General features: G+C 69.6%; 13 protein-coding genes and 2 pseudogenes. 10 read left to right on the forward strand and 5 right to left on the reverse strand.

The genetic code is table 11. The features are described 5' to 3' along the window. Positions 1 to 198 precede the first annotated feature (198 nt). Positions 199 to 876: a class I SAM-dependent methyltransferase gene (locus FF36_RS29730; RefSeq protein ID WP_044888532.1), complete on the reverse strand. Its 678-nt coding sequence runs from the start codon at positions 874 to 876 to the stop codon at positions 199 to 201. Positions 877 to 977: 101 nt separating this feature from the next. On the opposite strand from FF36_RS29730, the gene FF36_RS41625 reads away from it, so the two are divergent. The 6 genes from FF36_RS41625 to FF36_RS39555 all read left to right on the forward strand — a co-directional run bounded on the left by FF36_RS41625 (position 978) and on the right by FF36_RS39555 (position 6535). After that, the gene (locus FF36_RS41625; RefSeq protein WP_479686801.1) at positions 978 to 1322 is read left to right on the forward strand and encodes a cupin domain-containing protein; all 345 of its coding nucleotides are present in this window, start codon (positions 978 to 980) and stop codon (positions 1320 to 1322) included. Positions 1323 to 1454: 132 nt separating this feature from the next. Further along, positions 1455 to 1799 (forward strand): VOC family protein, encoded by a 345-nt coding sequence (locus FF36_RS29740; protein WP_095212408.1) that lies wholly within the window; start codon positions 1455 to 1457, stop codon positions 1797 to 1799. A 251-nt stretch (positions 1800 to 2050) separates the two neighbouring features. Continuing rightward, a complete protein-coding gene (locus FF36_RS29745) occupies positions 2051 to 3640 on the forward strand; it encodes an FMN-binding glutamate synthase family protein (RefSeq protein WP_044888535.1) in 1590 nt (529 codons plus the stop codon). 36 nt (positions 3641 to 3676) lie between these two features. Then, positions 3677 to 4513: an SDR family NAD(P)-dependent oxidoreductase gene (locus FF36_RS29750; RefSeq protein ID WP_044888536.1), complete on the forward strand. Its 837-nt coding sequence runs from the start codon at positions 3677 to 3679 to the stop codon at positions 4511 to 4513. Positions 4514 to 4743: 230 nt separating this feature from the next. Beyond that, positions 4744 to 6270 (forward strand): MFS transporter, encoded by a 1527-nt coding sequence (locus FF36_RS29755; RefSeq protein WP_044888537.1) that lies wholly within the window; start codon positions 4744 to 4746, stop codon positions 6268 to 6270. Positions 6271 to 6436: 166 nt separating this feature from the next. Further along, entirely contained in the window at positions 6437 to 6535 is a 99-nt protein-coding gene (locus FF36_RS39555; RefSeq protein ID WP_236706493.1) for a VOC family protein, read from the forward strand. Positions 6536 to 6601: 66 nt separating this feature from the next. Here FF36_RS39555 and FF36_RS29760 read toward each other — a convergent pair whose 3' ends face one another. After that, positions 6602 to 10606: an nSTAND1 domain-containing NTPase gene (locus FF36_RS29760; RefSeq protein WP_082122347.1), complete on the reverse strand. Its 4005-nt coding sequence runs from the start codon at positions 10604 to 10606 to the stop codon at positions 6602 to 6604. 9 nt (positions 10607 to 10615) lie between these two features. Continuing rightward, positions 10616 to 11188, reverse strand: coding sequence for a hypothetical protein (locus FF36_RS29765; protein WP_044888539.1), 573 nt, complete (start codon positions 11186 to 11188; stop codon positions 10616 to 10618). A 1517-nt stretch (positions 11189 to 12705) separates the two neighbouring features. On the opposite strand from FF36_RS29765, the gene FF36_RS35725 reads away from it, so the two are divergent. The 3 genes and pseudogenes from FF36_RS35725 to FF36_RS41310 form a co-directional block, all read left to right on the forward strand. Beyond that, positions 12706 to 12849 (forward strand): hypothetical protein, encoded by a 144-nt coding sequence (locus FF36_RS35725; protein WP_157867013.1) that lies wholly within the window; start codon positions 12706 to 12708, stop codon positions 12847 to 12849. Positions 12850 to 13049: 200 nt separating this feature from the next. Continuing rightward, on the forward strand, positions 13050 to 13142 hold a 93-nt coding region (locus FF36_RS41305; protein WP_479686802.1), incomplete at its 3' end, for a transposase. Between the two features lies 1 nt (position 13143). Next, positions 13144 to 13469: pseudogene (locus FF36_RS41310) on the forward strand (hypothetical protein); the annotation flags it as partial. Between the two features lie 117 nt (positions 13470 to 13586). Here FF36_RS41310 and FF36_RS33640 read toward each other — a convergent pair. Continuing rightward, a pseudogene (locus tag FF36_RS33640) lies at positions 13587 to 13980 on the reverse strand (transposase); the annotation flags it as partial. A gap of 73 nt (positions 13981 to 14053) precedes the next feature. Here FF36_RS33640 and FF36_RS29780 point away from each other — a divergent pair. Beyond that, the gene (locus FF36_RS29780; protein ID WP_044888541.1) at positions 14054 to 14584 is read left to right on the forward strand and encodes a P-loop NTPase family protein; all 531 of its coding nucleotides are present in this window, start codon (positions 14054 to 14056) and stop codon (positions 14582 to 14584) included. Positions 14585 to 14649: 65 nt separating this feature from the next. Here FF36_RS29780 and FF36_RS29785 read toward each other — a convergent pair whose 3' ends face one another. Beyond that, positions 14650 to 16359, reverse strand: coding sequence for a CocE/NonD family hydrolase (locus FF36_RS29785; RefSeq protein WP_236706490.1), 1710 nt, complete (start codon positions 16357 to 16359; stop codon positions 14650 to 14652). Positions 16360 to 16711 lie beyond the last annotated feature (352 nt).

Below are 16711 nucleotides of genomic sequence, written 5' to 3' on the forward strand. Positions count from 1 at the left end.
TGGGTCCGCCTGCCCTACCCCGCCGAAGGCACCTGCACCACCGTCAAACTCCTGGTCAACGGCCACACCGAAGAGTTCCGCATCCGAGCCAGCAACGGCAACGGCGAAGCCGACTACTCCAACACCGCCACCGCCGTTCCAGGTTCCTAGCCTCACGGTGTTCCGTGGTACCGCGCCAGCCCGGGAGGGTGCGGCCGGCTATCCGACGCGCACCAGCGCGACGATGGAGTCGGTTGTCGTGCCGGGCTGGCCCTCCGGACCTCTGACCTGACGTGCCACGACGTCAGCCCGTTCGGTCCGCCACTGCGCGGCGGGCAGGTCGAGGTCGGCGAGCACCTCCTCGGGGGTGGGAAGGTACAGCTCGGGGTCGTGTTCTGGACCATGATGGTCGGCCCACGGTGGCAGCTCGAGGTGACCGACGACGAGCAGCGTCCCGCCGGGGGCGACGTGCTCGGCCGCGGACCTCAGCACGGTCTCGCGTGGGAAAGCGACGGGAGAGTGCAGGAACTGCGCCGAGACGAGGTCGAAGCGCCCGTCGGGCAGGGTTCGGGTGAGGTCGTGGCGCTGCCAGTCGACGGCGCCGCCGACCCCGGCGGTCGCGGCCCGGTCGGCCGCTCGGGCCAGCGCGGTCGCCGAGATGTCGGCCGAGGTGACCTGCCAGCCCCGGCCCGCGAGCCAGATGGCGTCGCTGCCGTCACCGCAGCCGAGGTCGAGTGCGGTCCCTGGTTCGAGCCGCGCGGCGACGTCGACCAGGACCGGATTGGGATTGCCGCTCCAGAGCTGCTCGGCTTCGCGGTAGCGGGTCTCCCAGTACTGCTCGGCGTCGTACGCGTGCCGGTGGCCGGGTACCACCGCATCGTCCGTCTCGTTGTGCATGTCGGCTCTCTCCCGTCCGTCGCTCACCTGTGCGCGACAGTCCGCCGAGAACCTGAGTTTGCCAAGGATCTTTGCCGCAGTGGCAATACGAGTGGCTCTACGTGCTGTCCGGCCGGCTGCGCCTGTTGCTCGGCGAGCACGACGTCGAACTCGTGGCCGGCGAGGTCGCCGAGTTCGACACCCATGTCCCGCACGCGTTCGCCAACACCGGCGAGAAGCCCGTCGAGCTGCTCAGCCTGTGCGGAAGCGACACTCGACCACGACAGCAGAACACCTGCCGCCACCTTCCGAGAACCGACCGGTTGCATCCTGAGCCGCAAGTTTGTCGACGGAATGATCGAGATGCGCGGGAACTCCAGGAAGAAACAGCCCAGAATCGCCGGCATGATTCTTTTTCTCACGCTCCCGATAACATCCTTCGAGGTTTTCGTATTCGACGATGTTAGGTCAGCCGTCACGGCAGGGGCTCCGGAGTTCTTACATGTAGTTTGATCTTGAGCGCGGCCGAATCGCCGGCCGAGAGGAGGTGCACAGACCCCTGGCGACAGAGAGTCGAGGCCGGCGGGACGATGCGGGGTGTGAGCCGACGGATCAACGAGATCGTTTTCGACTGCGCCGACCCGGCGGCCCTGGCGCAGTTCTGGTCCGCGCTGCTGGGCGCGCCGGCGCACGTCCGCGACCCGGACTGGGCCACGGTGGCCGCCGACCCGGTGCTGATCGCGTTCCAGCGGGTACCGGAGGGCAAGCAGTCGCCGAAGAACCGGCTACACCTCGACGTCGAGGACGTTGACCTGCTCGGCGCCGCCGCGGCGGCGGAGGCCCTCGGCGCCACCCGTCTCGGCGACGTGATCGAGGACGGCACCGGCGGCTTCGTCGTCATGGCCGACCCGGAGGGCAACGAGTTCTGCTTCGTCACCGGCTGACGTCGGCAACGGCCACGCGACCGCACGCCTGCGGCCTCCCCTCCGTCCCCGCGGGCACGGACCGCGGCCGGTCGAGTCGGGCGAGACGTCCGACCTGGGCGTAGCGGAGCCCACTCGGTGCGTGGAGCAAACCCGAGCAGTCCTGACTGTCGCGGCGTATAGCGTCGAACCCGTCGCGACGGCGCGAAACCTCGGGGTGGCTCTCCGCCGGCTCCGGCGCCGCTCGTCGGCGGCGCAGGAGAGGACGCGCGATGTTCCCGCTGGGGATGCTGTCGGGCTTGGCCGTACTCACCGCGGCGGCGGTGGTCGCCGCGGTGTTCTGGTCGGCGGGCTGGTGGGTGGCGGTCGCGGTGTTCGCCGCGTTGCTGGCGCTCGCGGTCCACGACGTCGTCCAGCGCCGGCACGCGATCCTGCGCACCTACCCGGTGGCCGGGCACTTCCGCTTCCTGCTGGAGAGCATCCGTCCCGAGATCCAGCAGTATTTCGTCGAGCGCAACGTCGACGGCCGTCCGTTCGATCGGGAAATCCGCACAACCATCTACGAGCGGGCCAAGGGCATCCACAGCGATCAGGCGTTCGGCACCGAGCGGGACGTCAACGCCGTCGGCTACGAGTTCCTGCCCCACGCGGTGGTTCCGCTCCCCGTCGCACCGGACGCGCCGCCCCCGCGGGTGCGCGTCGGCGGGCCGGACTGCACCCAGCCGTACGACATCGCGCTGCTCAACGTCTCCGCGATGAGCTTCGGCTCGCTGTCCGGCAACGCGGTGCTGGCGATGAACCGCGGCGCCGCCGCCGGGGGGTTCGCCCACGACACCGGCGAGGGCGGGCTGACCGACCATCACCTGCGCCATGGCGCCGATCTCGTCTGGGAGATCGGCAGCGGCTACTTCGGCGCGCGCACCCGGGACGGTGACTTCGACCCGGCGATGTTCAAGGACAAGGCGGCGCTGCCGGCCGTGAAGATGGTGGAGCTCAAGCTGAGCCAGGGCGCGAAGCCGGGGCTCGGCGGCATCCTGCCGGCGGCGAAGGTCAGCGCCGAGATCGCCGCGGCCCGCGGCGTGCCCGCCGGGGTCACCTGCGAGAGCCCGCCCGCGCACCGGGTGTTCGCCACCCCGCGGGAGCTGGTGCTGTTCGTCGCGCGGATGCGGGAGCTCGCCGGCGGCAAGCCGACGGGGTTCAAGCTGTGCGTGGGGTCGCGCCGGGAGCTGCTCGCGATCTGCCGGGCCATGCTGGCCGAAGGCGTCACCCCGGACTTCATCGTCGTCGACGGCGCCGAGGGCGGCACCGGTGCCGCGCCGCTGGAATACGAGGACAACGTCGGCACCCCGCTCACCGAGGGACTGATCATGGTGCACAACGCGCTGGTCGGCGTCGGGCTGCGGGACCGGATCCGGATCGGGGTGAGCGGCAAGGTCGCCACCGGCGTGGACATCGTCAAGCGGCTCGCGCAGGGCGCGGACTACACCAACTCGGCCCGCGCGATGATGATGGCGGTCGGCTGCATCCAGGCGCTGCGCTGCCACACCAACACCTGCCCGACCGGGGTGGCCACCCAGGATCCGCGGCGCGCCCGCGCCCTCGACGTGGCGGACAAGGGCGAGCGGGTTCGCCGCTACCAGCAGGCCACGGTCGCCACCGCCGTGCAGCTCATGGCCTCGCTGGGCTGCGCGCACCCGGACGAGCTGCACCCCGGGATGCTGATGCGCCGGCTCACCCACACCGACACCCGCAGCTACGCCGAGCTCTTCACCTGGCTGGCACCCGGCGAGCTGCTCGCCGAGCCGCCGGCGGGCTGGGCCGCCGACTGGGCCGCGGCCGACCCCGACCACTTCCGGGCCTAGCAGTGGGCATCGAGCAACCAACGGGACAGGGAAACGATGACCGGACGAACGATCGTGATCACCGGGGCCAGCGACGGGATCGGCGCGGCGGCAGCCAGGCGCCTGTCGCGGGCGGGTGAATCGGTGGTCGTTGTGGGTCGTTCGCCCCAGAAGACGGCCGCGGTCGCCGCCGAACTGGGCGCCGACCACTTCGTGGCCGACTTCGCGGATCTGGCGCAGGTCCGCGCCCTCGCCGCCGAGCTGCTGGCGCGTTACCCGACGATCGACGTGCTGGCCAACAACGCCGGCGGCATCATGGCCCGCGAGCGCCAGCTCACCGTGGACGGCCATGAGCTGACCTTCCAGGTGAACCATCTGGCCCCCTTCCTGCTCACCACGCTGTTGCTGGACCGCCTCGTCGAGTCCCAGGCCCGCGTGCTGAACACGTCGAGCATCGGAAACAAGCTCCTGGGCAAGGTCGACATCGACGATCTCGACGCCGAGCGCACGTTCCGGGCCAGCAAGGCCTACGGCGACGCCAAGCTGGAGAACATCCTGTTCACCCGGGAACTGCACCGCCGCTACCACGAGCGGGGGATCTCGACGGCGGCCTTCCACCCGGGCGCCGTCGCCTCAAGCTTCTCCAGCGGGTCCGGCTCGCCGGTCATGCGCGTGTTCTACGGGTCTGCGCTGAAGCACGTGTTCCTGATCAGTCCGGACAAGGGCGCCGATCAACTGGTGTGGTTGGCGACGTCCAAGCCCGGTTCGGACTGGCAGTCGGGGCAGTACTACGTCAAGCGGAAGATCGGGTCGGCGAACAAGCAGGCCGACGACGCGGACCTGGCCCGCCAGCTGTGGGAGCGCAGCGAAGCCATGATCACCGAAGCCGCCTGATCGGACCGGTCCACCCCCACGGCAGAGTCGACCGGCATCGACCGACGACTCTCCTGCCTTCCGGAAGCCTCGGCGTCCGATCCGTCCCGCTGGGCAAGGTGGCGCCGTCCGCGGAAGGTCGGCGGAGTTTCGCCGTCGGGCCGGGGTGGTGTAGGCAGGGACCCCGACGTCGCCAGCGGGCTCGTGGACCCGGCCCGGGAGCTGGGAGCAGGGGGCCGAGAGGAGGCCGGATGGACGGCTTGCGGGTCGACAGCCCGGCCGGCCGCTGGGTGCTCGCGGCCACGGTGCTCGGCTCGGCGATCGCCTCGATCGACGCGACCGTGGTGGGTATCGCGCTGCCGGCGATCGGCCGTGACTTCGACGCCGGCCTGGCGTCGTTGCAGTGGGTGGTGACCGGATACACGCTGACCCTGGCCGGGTTGCTGCTGGTTGCCGGGGACCTCGGGGACCGCTACGGACGACGCCGGGTCTTCGCAATCGGCGTGGTGTGGTTCGTCGTCGCGTCGATGGGCGCCGCCGTGGCGCCGAATGCCCCGGTGCTCATCGGTTCCCGGGCGTTGCAGGGAGTGGGGGCGGCCCTGCTGACGCCGGGCAGCCTGGCGATCCTGGAGGCGAGCTTCGCGCCGCAGGACCGCAGCCGGGCGATCGGCACCTGGTCGGGGCTCAGCGGAGTAGCGACCGCGGTCGGTCCGTTCCTGGGCGGCTGGCTCGTCGAGGTCTGGTCGTGGCGGCTGATCTTCCTGATCAACCTGCCGGTGGCCGCCGTGGTCATCGTGCTGACCTGGCGGCACGTGCCCGAATCCCGCGACCCGCAGGTCGGTGGTCGGGTCGACGTGGGGGGCGGGGCGCTGGTCACCCTCGGCCTGGTCGGGTTGACCTACGGGCTCATCGAGGGTCCGGGGGCGGGCTGGGGCAAGCCGGCCGTACTCGTCGCTCTGGTCGGCGGCGCGCTGCTGCTGGCCGCCTTCGTCGGCCGGGAACGCCGGACATCGGCGCCGATGCTGCCGCTGGAGCTGTTCGCCGCCCGCCAGTTCGCCGCCACGAACCTGGTGACCTTCGCCGTGTACGCGGCGCTCGGCGGCGCCCTGTTCCTGCTGCCGATCCAGCTTCAGCAGGTCTGCGGCTACAGCGCGCTGCAGTCCGGCGTCGCGCTGCTGCCCGTGACGGTCATCATGCTGCTGCTGTCCGCCCGGTCCGGGGCGCTCGCCACCCGGATCGGTCCGCGGCTGCAGATGAGCGCCGGGCCGGTGCTCGTCGGGATGGGGCTGGCGCTGCTGAGCCGGGTCGAGGCGGCCGGCAGCTACCTGACCGAGGTCCTGCCCGCCGTGGCCGTGTTCGGCCTGGGCCTGGCCGTGACGGTGGCGCCGCTGACGGCGACCGCACTGGCGGCCGTGCCCGCGCGGCACGCCGGCATCGCCTCCGCGGTGAACAACGACGTGGCCCGCGCGGCCGGCCTGATCGCCGTCGCGGTCCTGCCGGCCGCCAGCGGCATCACCGGCGCGTCCTACCTGCGCCCGGCGGAGTTCTCCCACGGCTTCCACACCGCGGTGCTCCTCGCCGCGGGGCTGTGCGCGCTCGGCGGCATGATCGCCGCGCTGACCATCCGCAACCCGCCCCGACCAGCCGCAGCGGACGCGGCGACCCGGCCCACCGCACTGCCGGAACCGATCACCCCGGCTGCCCCGGTGCCGCGATGGAGCCACTGCTGCCTGGACGCGCCACCACTGCCAGACCCGCACCCGGGCGGGCCACGCTGACCCGTCGGGTCCCGACCTTCCGGACGCCGCAGGCCGCCTACCGAAAACTGTCGCTGGGGGTGGCTACGGTTCCGGGTGTGGGACGCACCGTCGGCGGACGGCCTGCACCGCCGTCATCAACCCGGTCATCGAAAAAGGTTCAACTCATTCCCCCATCACTCCGTTCCTGTGGTTCAACGACCAGGGCGAGCAGGCCACGGAATTTTACACGTCGATCTTCCCGCGCTCGCGCATCACCGACATCGCCCCGTTTCGGGCCGGGTAGCCCACGCCCGTGCACAGCTTTTCCTTCAGCGGTTCTATGGGTTCTTCGTCGCCGGTGCCCTCGACCTCAGTTTGTCGCCCGGCACACCGGGGAGACATCCGCGACGCGGTAGGCTCGCCGTTCCATGTCGGTGAGGTCGCGGGCTGCCAGTGCGCATGCGACGCGGGGCCAGTCGTGCTCGTCGGTGTTCCACGCCACGAGGAACCCGGACATCGCCGCCGACAGACGACCGCCGTCGGGACGGAACGAAAGTGATGTGACGACCTCACCAGCGCCCGGGTCGCGGGAAAACCGCAGTCCCGCGCCGAGCGGCCGGCTCTCGTCGAGGTTCCAAAGGATGACCGTGTGATCCTCGCTGCCAGAGGCGAGGCGTTGGCCGTCGCCCCGGAAGGCGAGACTCAGCACCTGATCGGTGTGCGCGAGCAGGCGGATCCTGACCGTGTGGCGTTGGATGTCCCACAGCAACACCGCGCTGTCGTCGCTACCCGAGGCGAGCGTGTCCCCGGCCGGGCTGAACGCCAGCGCAGAAACCCGTAGGTCGTGGCCGCCCGTCAGGCGCCCGAGTGACCGGCCTGAACCGATATCCCACAGGCCGATCGTGTGGTCCTCATAGCCGAGCGCGAGCCGGTCGCCCCTTGCTGTCACGGCCATCGAGGCCACTTGGCCGCCGGCAGGGAATGTTCGTCGCAGCCGGCCGGTTTCGAGGTCGAACACGGCCACCGTCGTCGGCGTCGTTATCACGATGTCGCGGGAGGCCACTGCGCCGCCGGTCACGGGACCGCGGAACACCCCCCCGCGCGCGACCGGCCTGCCATCTGGCAAGTGCCAGACCGTGAAGGCGGCGTCGGCACCCACGGCAACCAGGCGAGCGTCGTCTGTAGAGAAGGAGAGAGACACGATCCGGCCTGGCGGGTCGGGCAGCAGCAGCCGGGCGACCGCGTCGGCCCCGGTTCGCAGCACGACGTTGCCGCCGGCGTCTCCGGTCGCCAGCCACCGGCCGGAGGGGCTGTAGGCGGTGGCGGTAACCGCGGCCCGGTGTCCCGCCGGGGCGTCCGCGATCGCTGGCTGGCCGCGGATGTCCCAGACAACCGCGGTGCCGTCCGAGGCAAGGCCCGCGACGGTCCGCCGGTCCGGGGCGGCTGCGAGCGCCTGGACCGGGCCGCGGAAGCCGTCGACGGCGGTCGGGCCGAGTCCCGGCTCGCTCGGATCCCAGACGTCGACGAGGCCCTCGCTGGTCGCTCCCAACACGGCGTCGCGATGATCTGCCTCACCGGCTGACCGCGGTGGAACCATCGCGTAGGTCAGGGCGCTGAGGCCGCCGCTGCGGGACCACAGCGGTGCCGGGCGTTGGGCCCACGCTTCGACGTCCCAGAGCTGGATCGCGTCATCACCGATCGATGCTGCAATCGTGGCGCCGTCGGGGGCGATGCTCAGCGCTCGGATCGACTGGTCACCGAGGGACACCGGCGGCGCGTACAGATGGCCCTTCCAGTCCCAGAACGTGAGCCGGCCCTTGTCATCTCCGGCGACGACGAACCGCCCGAGAGGATCGGCGGCGAGCACGCAGACCCGGCCACCGCCGACGTCAACGGCGGGCGCGAGCGGCGCGCCGTCGACCGCCGACTGCAGATGCAGGATTCCGTCCCGACCACCGAGTGCGAGCATGCCGCCGTCGCGCGCAACCGCCGCAGATGTCAGATGCAATCCGCCGCCGGACCTGGCAAGGACGCGACCGGTTCGTCGGTCCCATCGGATGAACTCGCCGCTCTGGTCAACGGAGACCACCTCGGTGCCGTCCCCCCGGAAACCGAGCGTACTGATCACGGTGCTGTGGCCGGTGAGGCGGGGGCGGAGCTCCCGGCCCGAGGCGGTATCCCACAGCAGCACCGTGCCATCGGATGCTCCGGTAGCGAGCACGGTTCCGTCGGGCGAGTAGGCGAGTGCTCCGTCGACACCGACGTCAGACCGCAGGTAGCGCACGGGACCGGGGGCGTGGGCGACCCCGTCCAACAGGCTGGCCTCCACCGCAGGGTTCTCGGCCCGGCGCCGAGCCTCCAAACTCAACAGCAGGCTGAGATCCAGGTTCCGCCCACGAGTCTCGTTCGCAGACGCGGCGAGTTCCAACGCCCGCGCCGTGCGCTCGGCAGCCGCCGTACGGCGATACTGGACGTAGGCATAGGTTGCCATGGCGACGACGACGGTCAACAGCACCAGTGCGCCCGACAGGATGCGGTTGCGGCGCCGGAGGTTTTCGGCTCGACGGGCCTCGTCGGCCGCGTGGGCGTCGCGGCTGGCAACGCTCGCGTCGACATAGGCCCGTTCCGTCGCGGTGATCTCTGCCGGGTCCTCGGCCCACGTAAGGACGTCGTTAAGTCGCTTGCCCGTCAACAGCTCGGAGGCGTCCCAACCGCTGGCGACCCATTGAGTGGCCGCCGCGGCCAGGCGTTGGCGCTGACGACGCAGGTCGCGGTCGGCCGACAGCCAACCACGCAGCGTCGCCCAGCTACTGATCAGAACCTCGTGTGCAAGCTCGATGGTCTCGTCCTGGCGAGCTTGGTCATATCCGGTTGTCAGCAGGTTCTCGGCCAGTAGTGCATGGACGACGAGGCGTACCTCGTCGACGCTGTCGTGCCCGGTCACGAGGTCGTCAAGTACCCCTCGGCGGCGAGTGTCCTCCGCCGCGTCGTTCGCCCAGGTGAGTGCGGTCAACACCCGGCGAGCAATCGCGCGCCGCGGCAGGGGGAGGCGTTCCAGTGCCTGGTCGGCGTGCTGGCTCAACGCGCCGCGTACGCCTTTGATTTCAATGTATCCAGTGATGTCCAGCGGACCGGCGGGACGCCGGCGCCAGAGCTCGGCGAGCGCGTGCTCCATCAGGGGCAGCGGCGTGGCGAGGCCCCGTATGTCATCGAGGATTGCGGCGACAAGGTTGGGATCGAGACCGAGACCGACCCGGCGCGCAGGTTCAACAATCGCCGCACGAACGTCGTCGTCCGCCATCGGTCCGACGATCACCGATCGCTCAGCGATCCGACGGGCAAGGTCCGCGTGCTCCCAGGCGCGGTGCACGAAGTCCACCCGCATGACCAACAGCACCCACACCCTTCCGTCGGGCGCATCGGCGGCGCGGAGCAGTAGATCGGCGAACTGGCGGCGCTCATCCGCGTTCGGCGATCGGAAGACCTCCTCAAACTGGTCGACGACCCACACCATCCCAGCGTCGGGTGCCTCCGCAAGGGCCAATGCTCGGCTGTGTGGGATCAGAGCCTCGGGATTGCCTGCCAGGGCCTTCCGGATATCCATGGCGCTCCCGTTCGACCGCGCCGCGATCGTGGCCGCCAGTTCAGTCAGAGGATCCAGGCCCGGTCGGAGCACCTCGGCACGCCAGGCCCGGACATCGGAAACAATGGACGCTGCCAGCGCCGGCAGGACCCCGGCCTCGACGAGCGAGGACTTTCCGCTGCCGGATGCACCCAGCACGGCGGTGAACCTGTTCACCCGCATCTCTTCGAGGACTCGGCTGACCTCGAAGTCACGGCCAAAGAAATCGCCGGCATGACTCCGTTCAAAGGTACGCAGACCCCGGTACGGACAGCGGACTGGCTCCGGGACGTGGCGGCTTCTGCCCCGAATTGCGTTCAGAAGGTCGTCGAACCCGCTCGTCACGCCCCCGCGCATATCGACCCAGAGATGATTCCCGAGGAGTAATGGAAGTCTTTCCGGGCCGGCACCCTCCGGATACCCCTCAAGCAGGACCGCGAAGAATCTGAAGGTCGGATCGGATGAGGCTCGGTTGTGGGCGTAGGCGACCTCGTTCCGCACCCAGTAGCGAGGGCTCTCGTCGCTACTGACAAACACTGCGAGCGTGCGGGATGCGGTGAGTCCATCGATGATGTTGACCTGCCAGGGGTCACCGGGGGCGTTCTGAGCCTCGTCCATCCAGACTCGTATTCCGGCGACCATCAACCTATCTCTGATGTCCCGGACGATCCGCTGGTTGGCATGGCTATAGGAGAAGAATACGTCATAGATCGGCGCATTTTCCTCGAGCGAGGGAGCCGTGGACGGAACCATCCGGGCCGATCACCCCGCCCGGATGTTGATTTTGCGTGAGCGCTCGGTGATGCTGTTCTGGTTGCCGTTGTCGTTGACGCTGAAATATACCGTGCAGGTCCCGGCAGCGGCCAACGTTATCCTTCCTTTCAGGCCGTTCGCATCGCCGGTCGCGTGAGCTGCGTCGTTGAAGCTCCCCCCTCCGCCGTAGTAGGGAGCTTCCCCGTTGTAGTAGACTGAGGTGTAGTCCGCGCCGTTCGGCGCGCGCAGCGCGCATGGGCCCTCGACGCGCAGACTCCAGAGGCTTGAGCCGGTCTCCCGCCGCAGGGTAACGGGTATCGGGGCCTCGGACAGCGCCGCGGAGGTGGGCATGTCCCAGCTGTAGTCGGAGATCATGTTGTCGATCTCGAAAGTCATCCGCACGGGTGTAGCCGCGAGATAGTGGCTGTCGCCCTGCTGGCTCGCCTCGACAGTGCACGATCCCGGGCTTTTAACGATCACCGACGACCCCTCGATCGCTGTGCACGATACCCGTACCGCGCCCACATCCACCAGCCGGTAGTGGACCTGTAGCCCCGAGGACGCGGTCGCGTGCATCGGCACCCGCGCCCCTTCCCGCCACGCCTGCTTCGCTACCTGCGGAAACGTGATGCGCTGCGCGACCGGTACGCTTCCGCCTGATCCGGTCCCACCTTGCCCGGTCCCACCCGATCCGGTCCCACCTTGCCCGGTCCCACCCGATCCGGTTCTGGACGGATCTAAACCGGGACGAGCTCCCCCGGGCGTGAGCGGCCCCAGCGCCGTGGGGAAAATCGACGGTGTGGAGGATCCCGGTTCCCCGGGCGGGGCGACCGTCGAGTCCGAGCCGTTCTTGCCCTGAACCGAGGAGCCGCCGTTTCCGCATGCTCCACAGAGCGCAAGCAAGAGGGCTAGTAGTCCGTAGGCGAAAACCGCCGGGTGCACCGCAGACCATCGCCGCTCCGGCCGTCCACGGTCAACGACACCCGCTTCTCCTGGATGCCGTTTCAGGTCAAGGTGGTATCGAGCCGAGTATGGCGTTCCACGTTCCGGATTTATCTGGGCTATAATCTTTCCGCGAGCCGTTCGCAGGCCACCGCTCCTAAGGGGCCGCGGTGTGCGCCGACCCACGGAAAGGCGATTCATCGTCCGCTTCTCCAATCTTTTAGGATGCTCTCGGATTTCTACCGGCGGCTATACCGAACCAGGTTTAGGTGCCGCGGTATTCTCTAGAGCGAGAACTGTCGTGACCGCCATCCCAGATACTCCGATCTTGTGACTGCCCAGGCGATGCGCGTCGTTTTGAGGGCGCCAGATTTTGGCTACAGATCTTTAATTCACCGGGTCGGACTGGAGCGGATCCCGCTCGGTCCCGGTTCCACGAAAAACCTTGATCGTCGGCTGGGTTCGGGCCGAGGGCGGGGTTGCGAGCCGACCGGCAGCCGTCCGCAGGCCGGTCCGACACCGTCCCGATCTACCCAAGGAATACTTCGTCGCCACCGGATCGACCGCAGAGCCATCATCATGATCCATCAACCGGCATCACACTTTAAAGGCCAGTAGTCCTCGTCCAGGGCAAGAACCATGGAGAGGAGGACGTGTGCATCGAGGCGCGCGATGGGCGGGCGGGGTCCAAAGGTTCACTTCGGTGCTCACCGAGGCTGCCCGACCGTTGCCGGGAAAGCCATCAGAAAAAGCAATGTGTGCTGCATTTTTTGCAGACCCGCCAGTTGCTCTGTGTGCTCATCGTCAAATTCCCCCGCATGCTTTAACGCAGATGACTGATGCGTACGTGCCGGAAGTATCGCGTGTTCCGGACAGATGTGCAAGGGGTCTCGATGCCGAGGCAGGGGCACCGTCCGCTTGGAAGCAACGCCACCTAGCCCGGATCTTTCACGCCTCGGTCGAGGGTAATTGGGGCCTTCGAAGTTAACCGGGGTGGGCCGTGGGGCCTTCGTCCGATGGGTGACCGTGCGTGATGTTGGCTTGCTGTGTCCTTGTATGCCCGGCGTGGGATGCCGGCAGGCCGTGGCATGAAAAGGCCCACACCCCGGGCGATCTTGGTTGTTCTCACGCAATCAAGTGACCACGAGGTTAAGGGCTTGAACGATCACACGGGTGCCGCGACGTTGCTTGCGGACCTTGAGGGTCTGGCGGTGCGGCGGGTCGAGATGCTCGGGATCGACGATACCCGCCGGGGCCAAGGCGCGGTGGCGACCCACGGAACCCTGTACCTGAGACGGTGACGCCTCCCGAACCCGCGGGGAGCGAACCCGCCGCGCCCGCGCCCGCGCCACCCGAGCCGGCGAAGGCCCGCATGCCCGCCAACCGGTGGCATATCGGGTTCACCGACCTCGCCGCCGGGCAGGGAATGTGCGGCCAGGTCGAGGGCCGCACCCAACGACGTCGCCTACTGGCCGGCCAGCCCGCCGCCTAGCGTGACCGGATCACCTGCGTCGCAATCGACATGTGCACCGTGTTCGCCTCCGCGGTCCGCCGCTACCTGCCCCACGCCACCTTGATCGTCGACCGTTTCCGCNTCGTGAAGCTCGCAGGCGACGCCCTCGCCGAGGTCCGCCGCCGCGTCACCACCGTGCTACGGGGCCGGCGTGGACGCGACAGCGACCCCGACCCGAGCTCGCACGTCTCGCCACCACAACCAGCACCTGGTGGCCCTGCATCAAGGCGCTCTGCTCACCCGGATCACCAACGCCGCCAGCGAAGGCCACAACCGGGTCGTCCAGCTCGACGCCTGCAACGCCCACGGCTACTGCAACCCCGAAAACCAGCGGCTACGAACACGCTGCGCAACCACCCGCCGAGCCCGCGGATACCTCAACCCCGCCCAACTTCGACGAGGCTGTAATTGTGGGCTGTCGCCCCACCCTTGTTGATGTTGAGTTTTTTCACTCGGTCCTGGTGTGCCCGTGGCTGGGTGGCCAGCTGTCGCGCGGGGTGGGCGCCCGGTCCACGTCCCAGGTGCCGGGCGCAGTAGCACCGTCACCGGTTCCCCGGTGCCAGCTTGGCCGTGGTCGATGAATGCCTACAGGTGATGGAACCCGAATCCCCGCTTGAGCATCGGCGCCGCATCCTCTTTCTCGGAATGGGCGGTGACCAACGTCGCGTCCAGATCCACGACCAGCGGGCCCTCGGCCGATACCCGGTGGTCGGGGGCGTGCCGGCCAGCCGGTCGACCGTCCATGACACCGTCGGGTCCGAGGCCACCAGCCCGAACACCACCGGCTCCGCGCGCAGCAACGCAACGTCCGGCGGGGCAGACCCCACCCAGTGCCAGCGACACTGCCAGATCGCACAGCACCCTTCGCCGGGTCATGCCTGGCCAGCGGCGACCGCCACCGTCCCAGCCCCTCGGACAGCTCGGATCATGTCCGGACCCCTGGCCCGCGCGCCTGGCCGGACGGCGCTCGGCGCCCATGGACGCGGCCGCCTATGATCAGTTCGGTGCCCAGAATCCTCGTCCTCGGCGCGTCTGGCTCCGGTAAGTCGACGTTCGCTCGGCGCGTGGCCGCCACGCTCGGCATCCCGCACATCGAGCTCGACGCCCTGCGTCACGGTCCCGGCTGGACCGTGCGGCCGACCTTCGCCGCCGACGTGGAGACGGCGACGGCGGCGCCCGACTGGGTCGTCGACGGGAACTACTCGGCGGTCCGGGAGCTCGTGTGGGCGCGGGCGGACACGATCGTCTGGCTGGATCTGCCGCGGTGGCTCGTGGAGTGGCAGGTCATCCGGCGCACGGCCGGCCGGCTGGTGCTGCGCACGCCGCTGTGGAACGGCAACCGGGAGCGCTGGCGCTCGCTGCACCGGGCCAGCCATCCCCTCCGCTGGTCCTGGCGCAAGCATGGCGAGTACCGCACCAGCTACGGCAGCCGCTTCGCGGCCGGTGATCCGGCCGGCCGGCGGCTCGTCCGGCTGCGCAGCCGCCGCGAGGCGAAGGCGTGGTCTCCCCTCCGATCCGCGTGAGGCGGCCGGCGGCGGAGCCGGGCCGCCGGCCGCCGGTCCCGCTGCCGTCGTCCGGCGCCGCGGCGTCAGGCGAGCGGCACCACCAGTTCGGAGGGGCTGCCGGCGGGCGAGCTGATCGTGGCGGTCCCGTCCGCGCGGTTCATGTCGTAGAACAGCGCGTCCCGGGTGTCGACGACCAGGGAGAGCCGGTGGCCGAACGCCAGGTCGTGCGCGACCGGGTCGAAGGTGAGCCGCACGGGCAGCGCGACGTTTGGGGTGGCCTCCTGATAGCTGTCGACCGCCTTGGCGATCAGCGTCGAGCGGCCCTGGGCGTCGGTGTCGTACAGGTAGCCGACCAGGGTTCCGGCGTCCGAATTGGGGGTGACGGTCAGGCGCAGTTCCGGCGCGCCGCGGACCTGCTGCGACGCGAAGGTCGGCGCCGCCTGCCACACCGCCCCGTGCTTGCGGTCGACCGTGCCGAGGTCCAGCCCGTCAGGCCGATGGGTGATCCCCTCCAGGAACTTGGTCACCAGGATCGTGCCGGCGTTCGCCGTGGTGTCCGCGTCCGCACTGAACGTCGTCGACCAGTCCCCGGTCGGGGCGGAAGCCGAGAGCTGTCCCGTGCCGAGCACGGCGGGGCCGAGCCGCAGGGTCGTGTGATCGCCGGTGATGCCGGCCACGGTCTGGTAGGTCTCGACGGCACCGCCGTCGGTGAGCAGCCGGACCGGTGCGGGAGCCGGTCCCCGCGCGGCGGCCGACGTGGGGATCAGGAAACGGTCGAACCAGGCCCAGGCCGCCGTCCAGGTCTCGTTGGGAATACCGAACAGGCCGCCAATCTCGTTCGTGGCGTGATCACCGGGACTCAGCCGGATCGTCTTGGGTCCGGTCAGCCGGTCGAAAAAGGCCAACTGGGAGGCCGGCGGGAAATAACCGTCGCTGTAGGAGGTCGACATGAAAACTGCCGGCCGGCGGGCGTTGAACCGGTCGAGGTAGGCCGTGGCGCCACGCGTCCTCGCCCAGGACAACACCCGGGGCATGTTGCGGAAAGCCCGGTAGTCGTCGACGATCCCGCGGAACTCCGCACTGCTGCGACCGGATTTCTCCTGCAGCGACGTCATCAGGTCGAGTGCCGCCTTGTGTCGGGTGTTCGCGTCGTAGAGGGACATCCCGAAGTCCACCCAGCCGCTCAGCGAGGCGACCGCCCGGATGCGGGTGTCGGCGGCCGCGGCCAGCAGGGCGATGCCGCCGCCGTAGGACAGGCCGGCGACGCCGATCCGGTTCCCGACGACGGCGACGTGCTTGCTCGCCCACGTGATCACGTCCGAGACGTCCGAGACGTCCAGCGGACCGGCGACGTCCACGGTGCCGCCGGAGCCGTAGAAGCCGCGGGTCGTGTAGGCGACGGCGGCATAACCGCGTTGCACCAGCAGATCGACCTGGGTCTGCATGCTGGTGTCCTGGAATCCCCAGGCCGCGGGGATCACGACGAGGGGATGCGCGCCGCCTCCGGACGGCACCCCGGTGATCGCGGTCAGGGTCGTGCCGTCCGTGGTCCGGATCGTGACCTGATTCGTCGGCGCGGTACTCGTCGGCGCCACGGGCGCCGCGGTGGGGATCAGCGATCCGCCCGGCGGCCGGGCAGTCTGGGCGGCGGCCGCCGAGGGCGGGAGCGCGGGGGACGGTGCCGCCGGGGCGCCGGGCCCCACCTCCGCCGCCACGGGAACCAGACCCGTGGACGACGGCTCATGCCCGCGATCGAGGGCGATGGCCACGGCGCAGAAAAGGAGGCCCAACACCAGCGCCGTCGACAACAGCGCGACGGACGGGCGGAATTGCCGGGGAGGCGGTCGGTGGTCGGCGCGCCCGTGCCACGAAGGCATTCTCAAGGTCTCCCATCGGTCATCCCCACCCCTGACGGGCCTTGGTCTATCCGCTTACGTCCGATATGCGCAAGTATTGGCGATGGTGCGGATGGCGCCTTCAGGCCAGTGCGATCCCGCGACGTGGGGATTCCGCCCGGACATCAATCCGCGCGGCTGCGGGCAGACCCGCGCGCCCAATACCAGGAACTTTAGGTTCGGATCAGGACTGTGACCACGGTGGGCGGCGGTCCTGCGAGGTGCTTGTCGATCGGCTTCTTGGCGGGGA

It is taken from the genome of Frankia torreyi (genome assembly GCF_000948395.1).
In the GTDB taxonomy this organism is placed as follows: Bacteria; Actinomycetota; Actinomycetes; order Frankiales; family Frankiaceae; genus Frankia; species Frankia torreyi.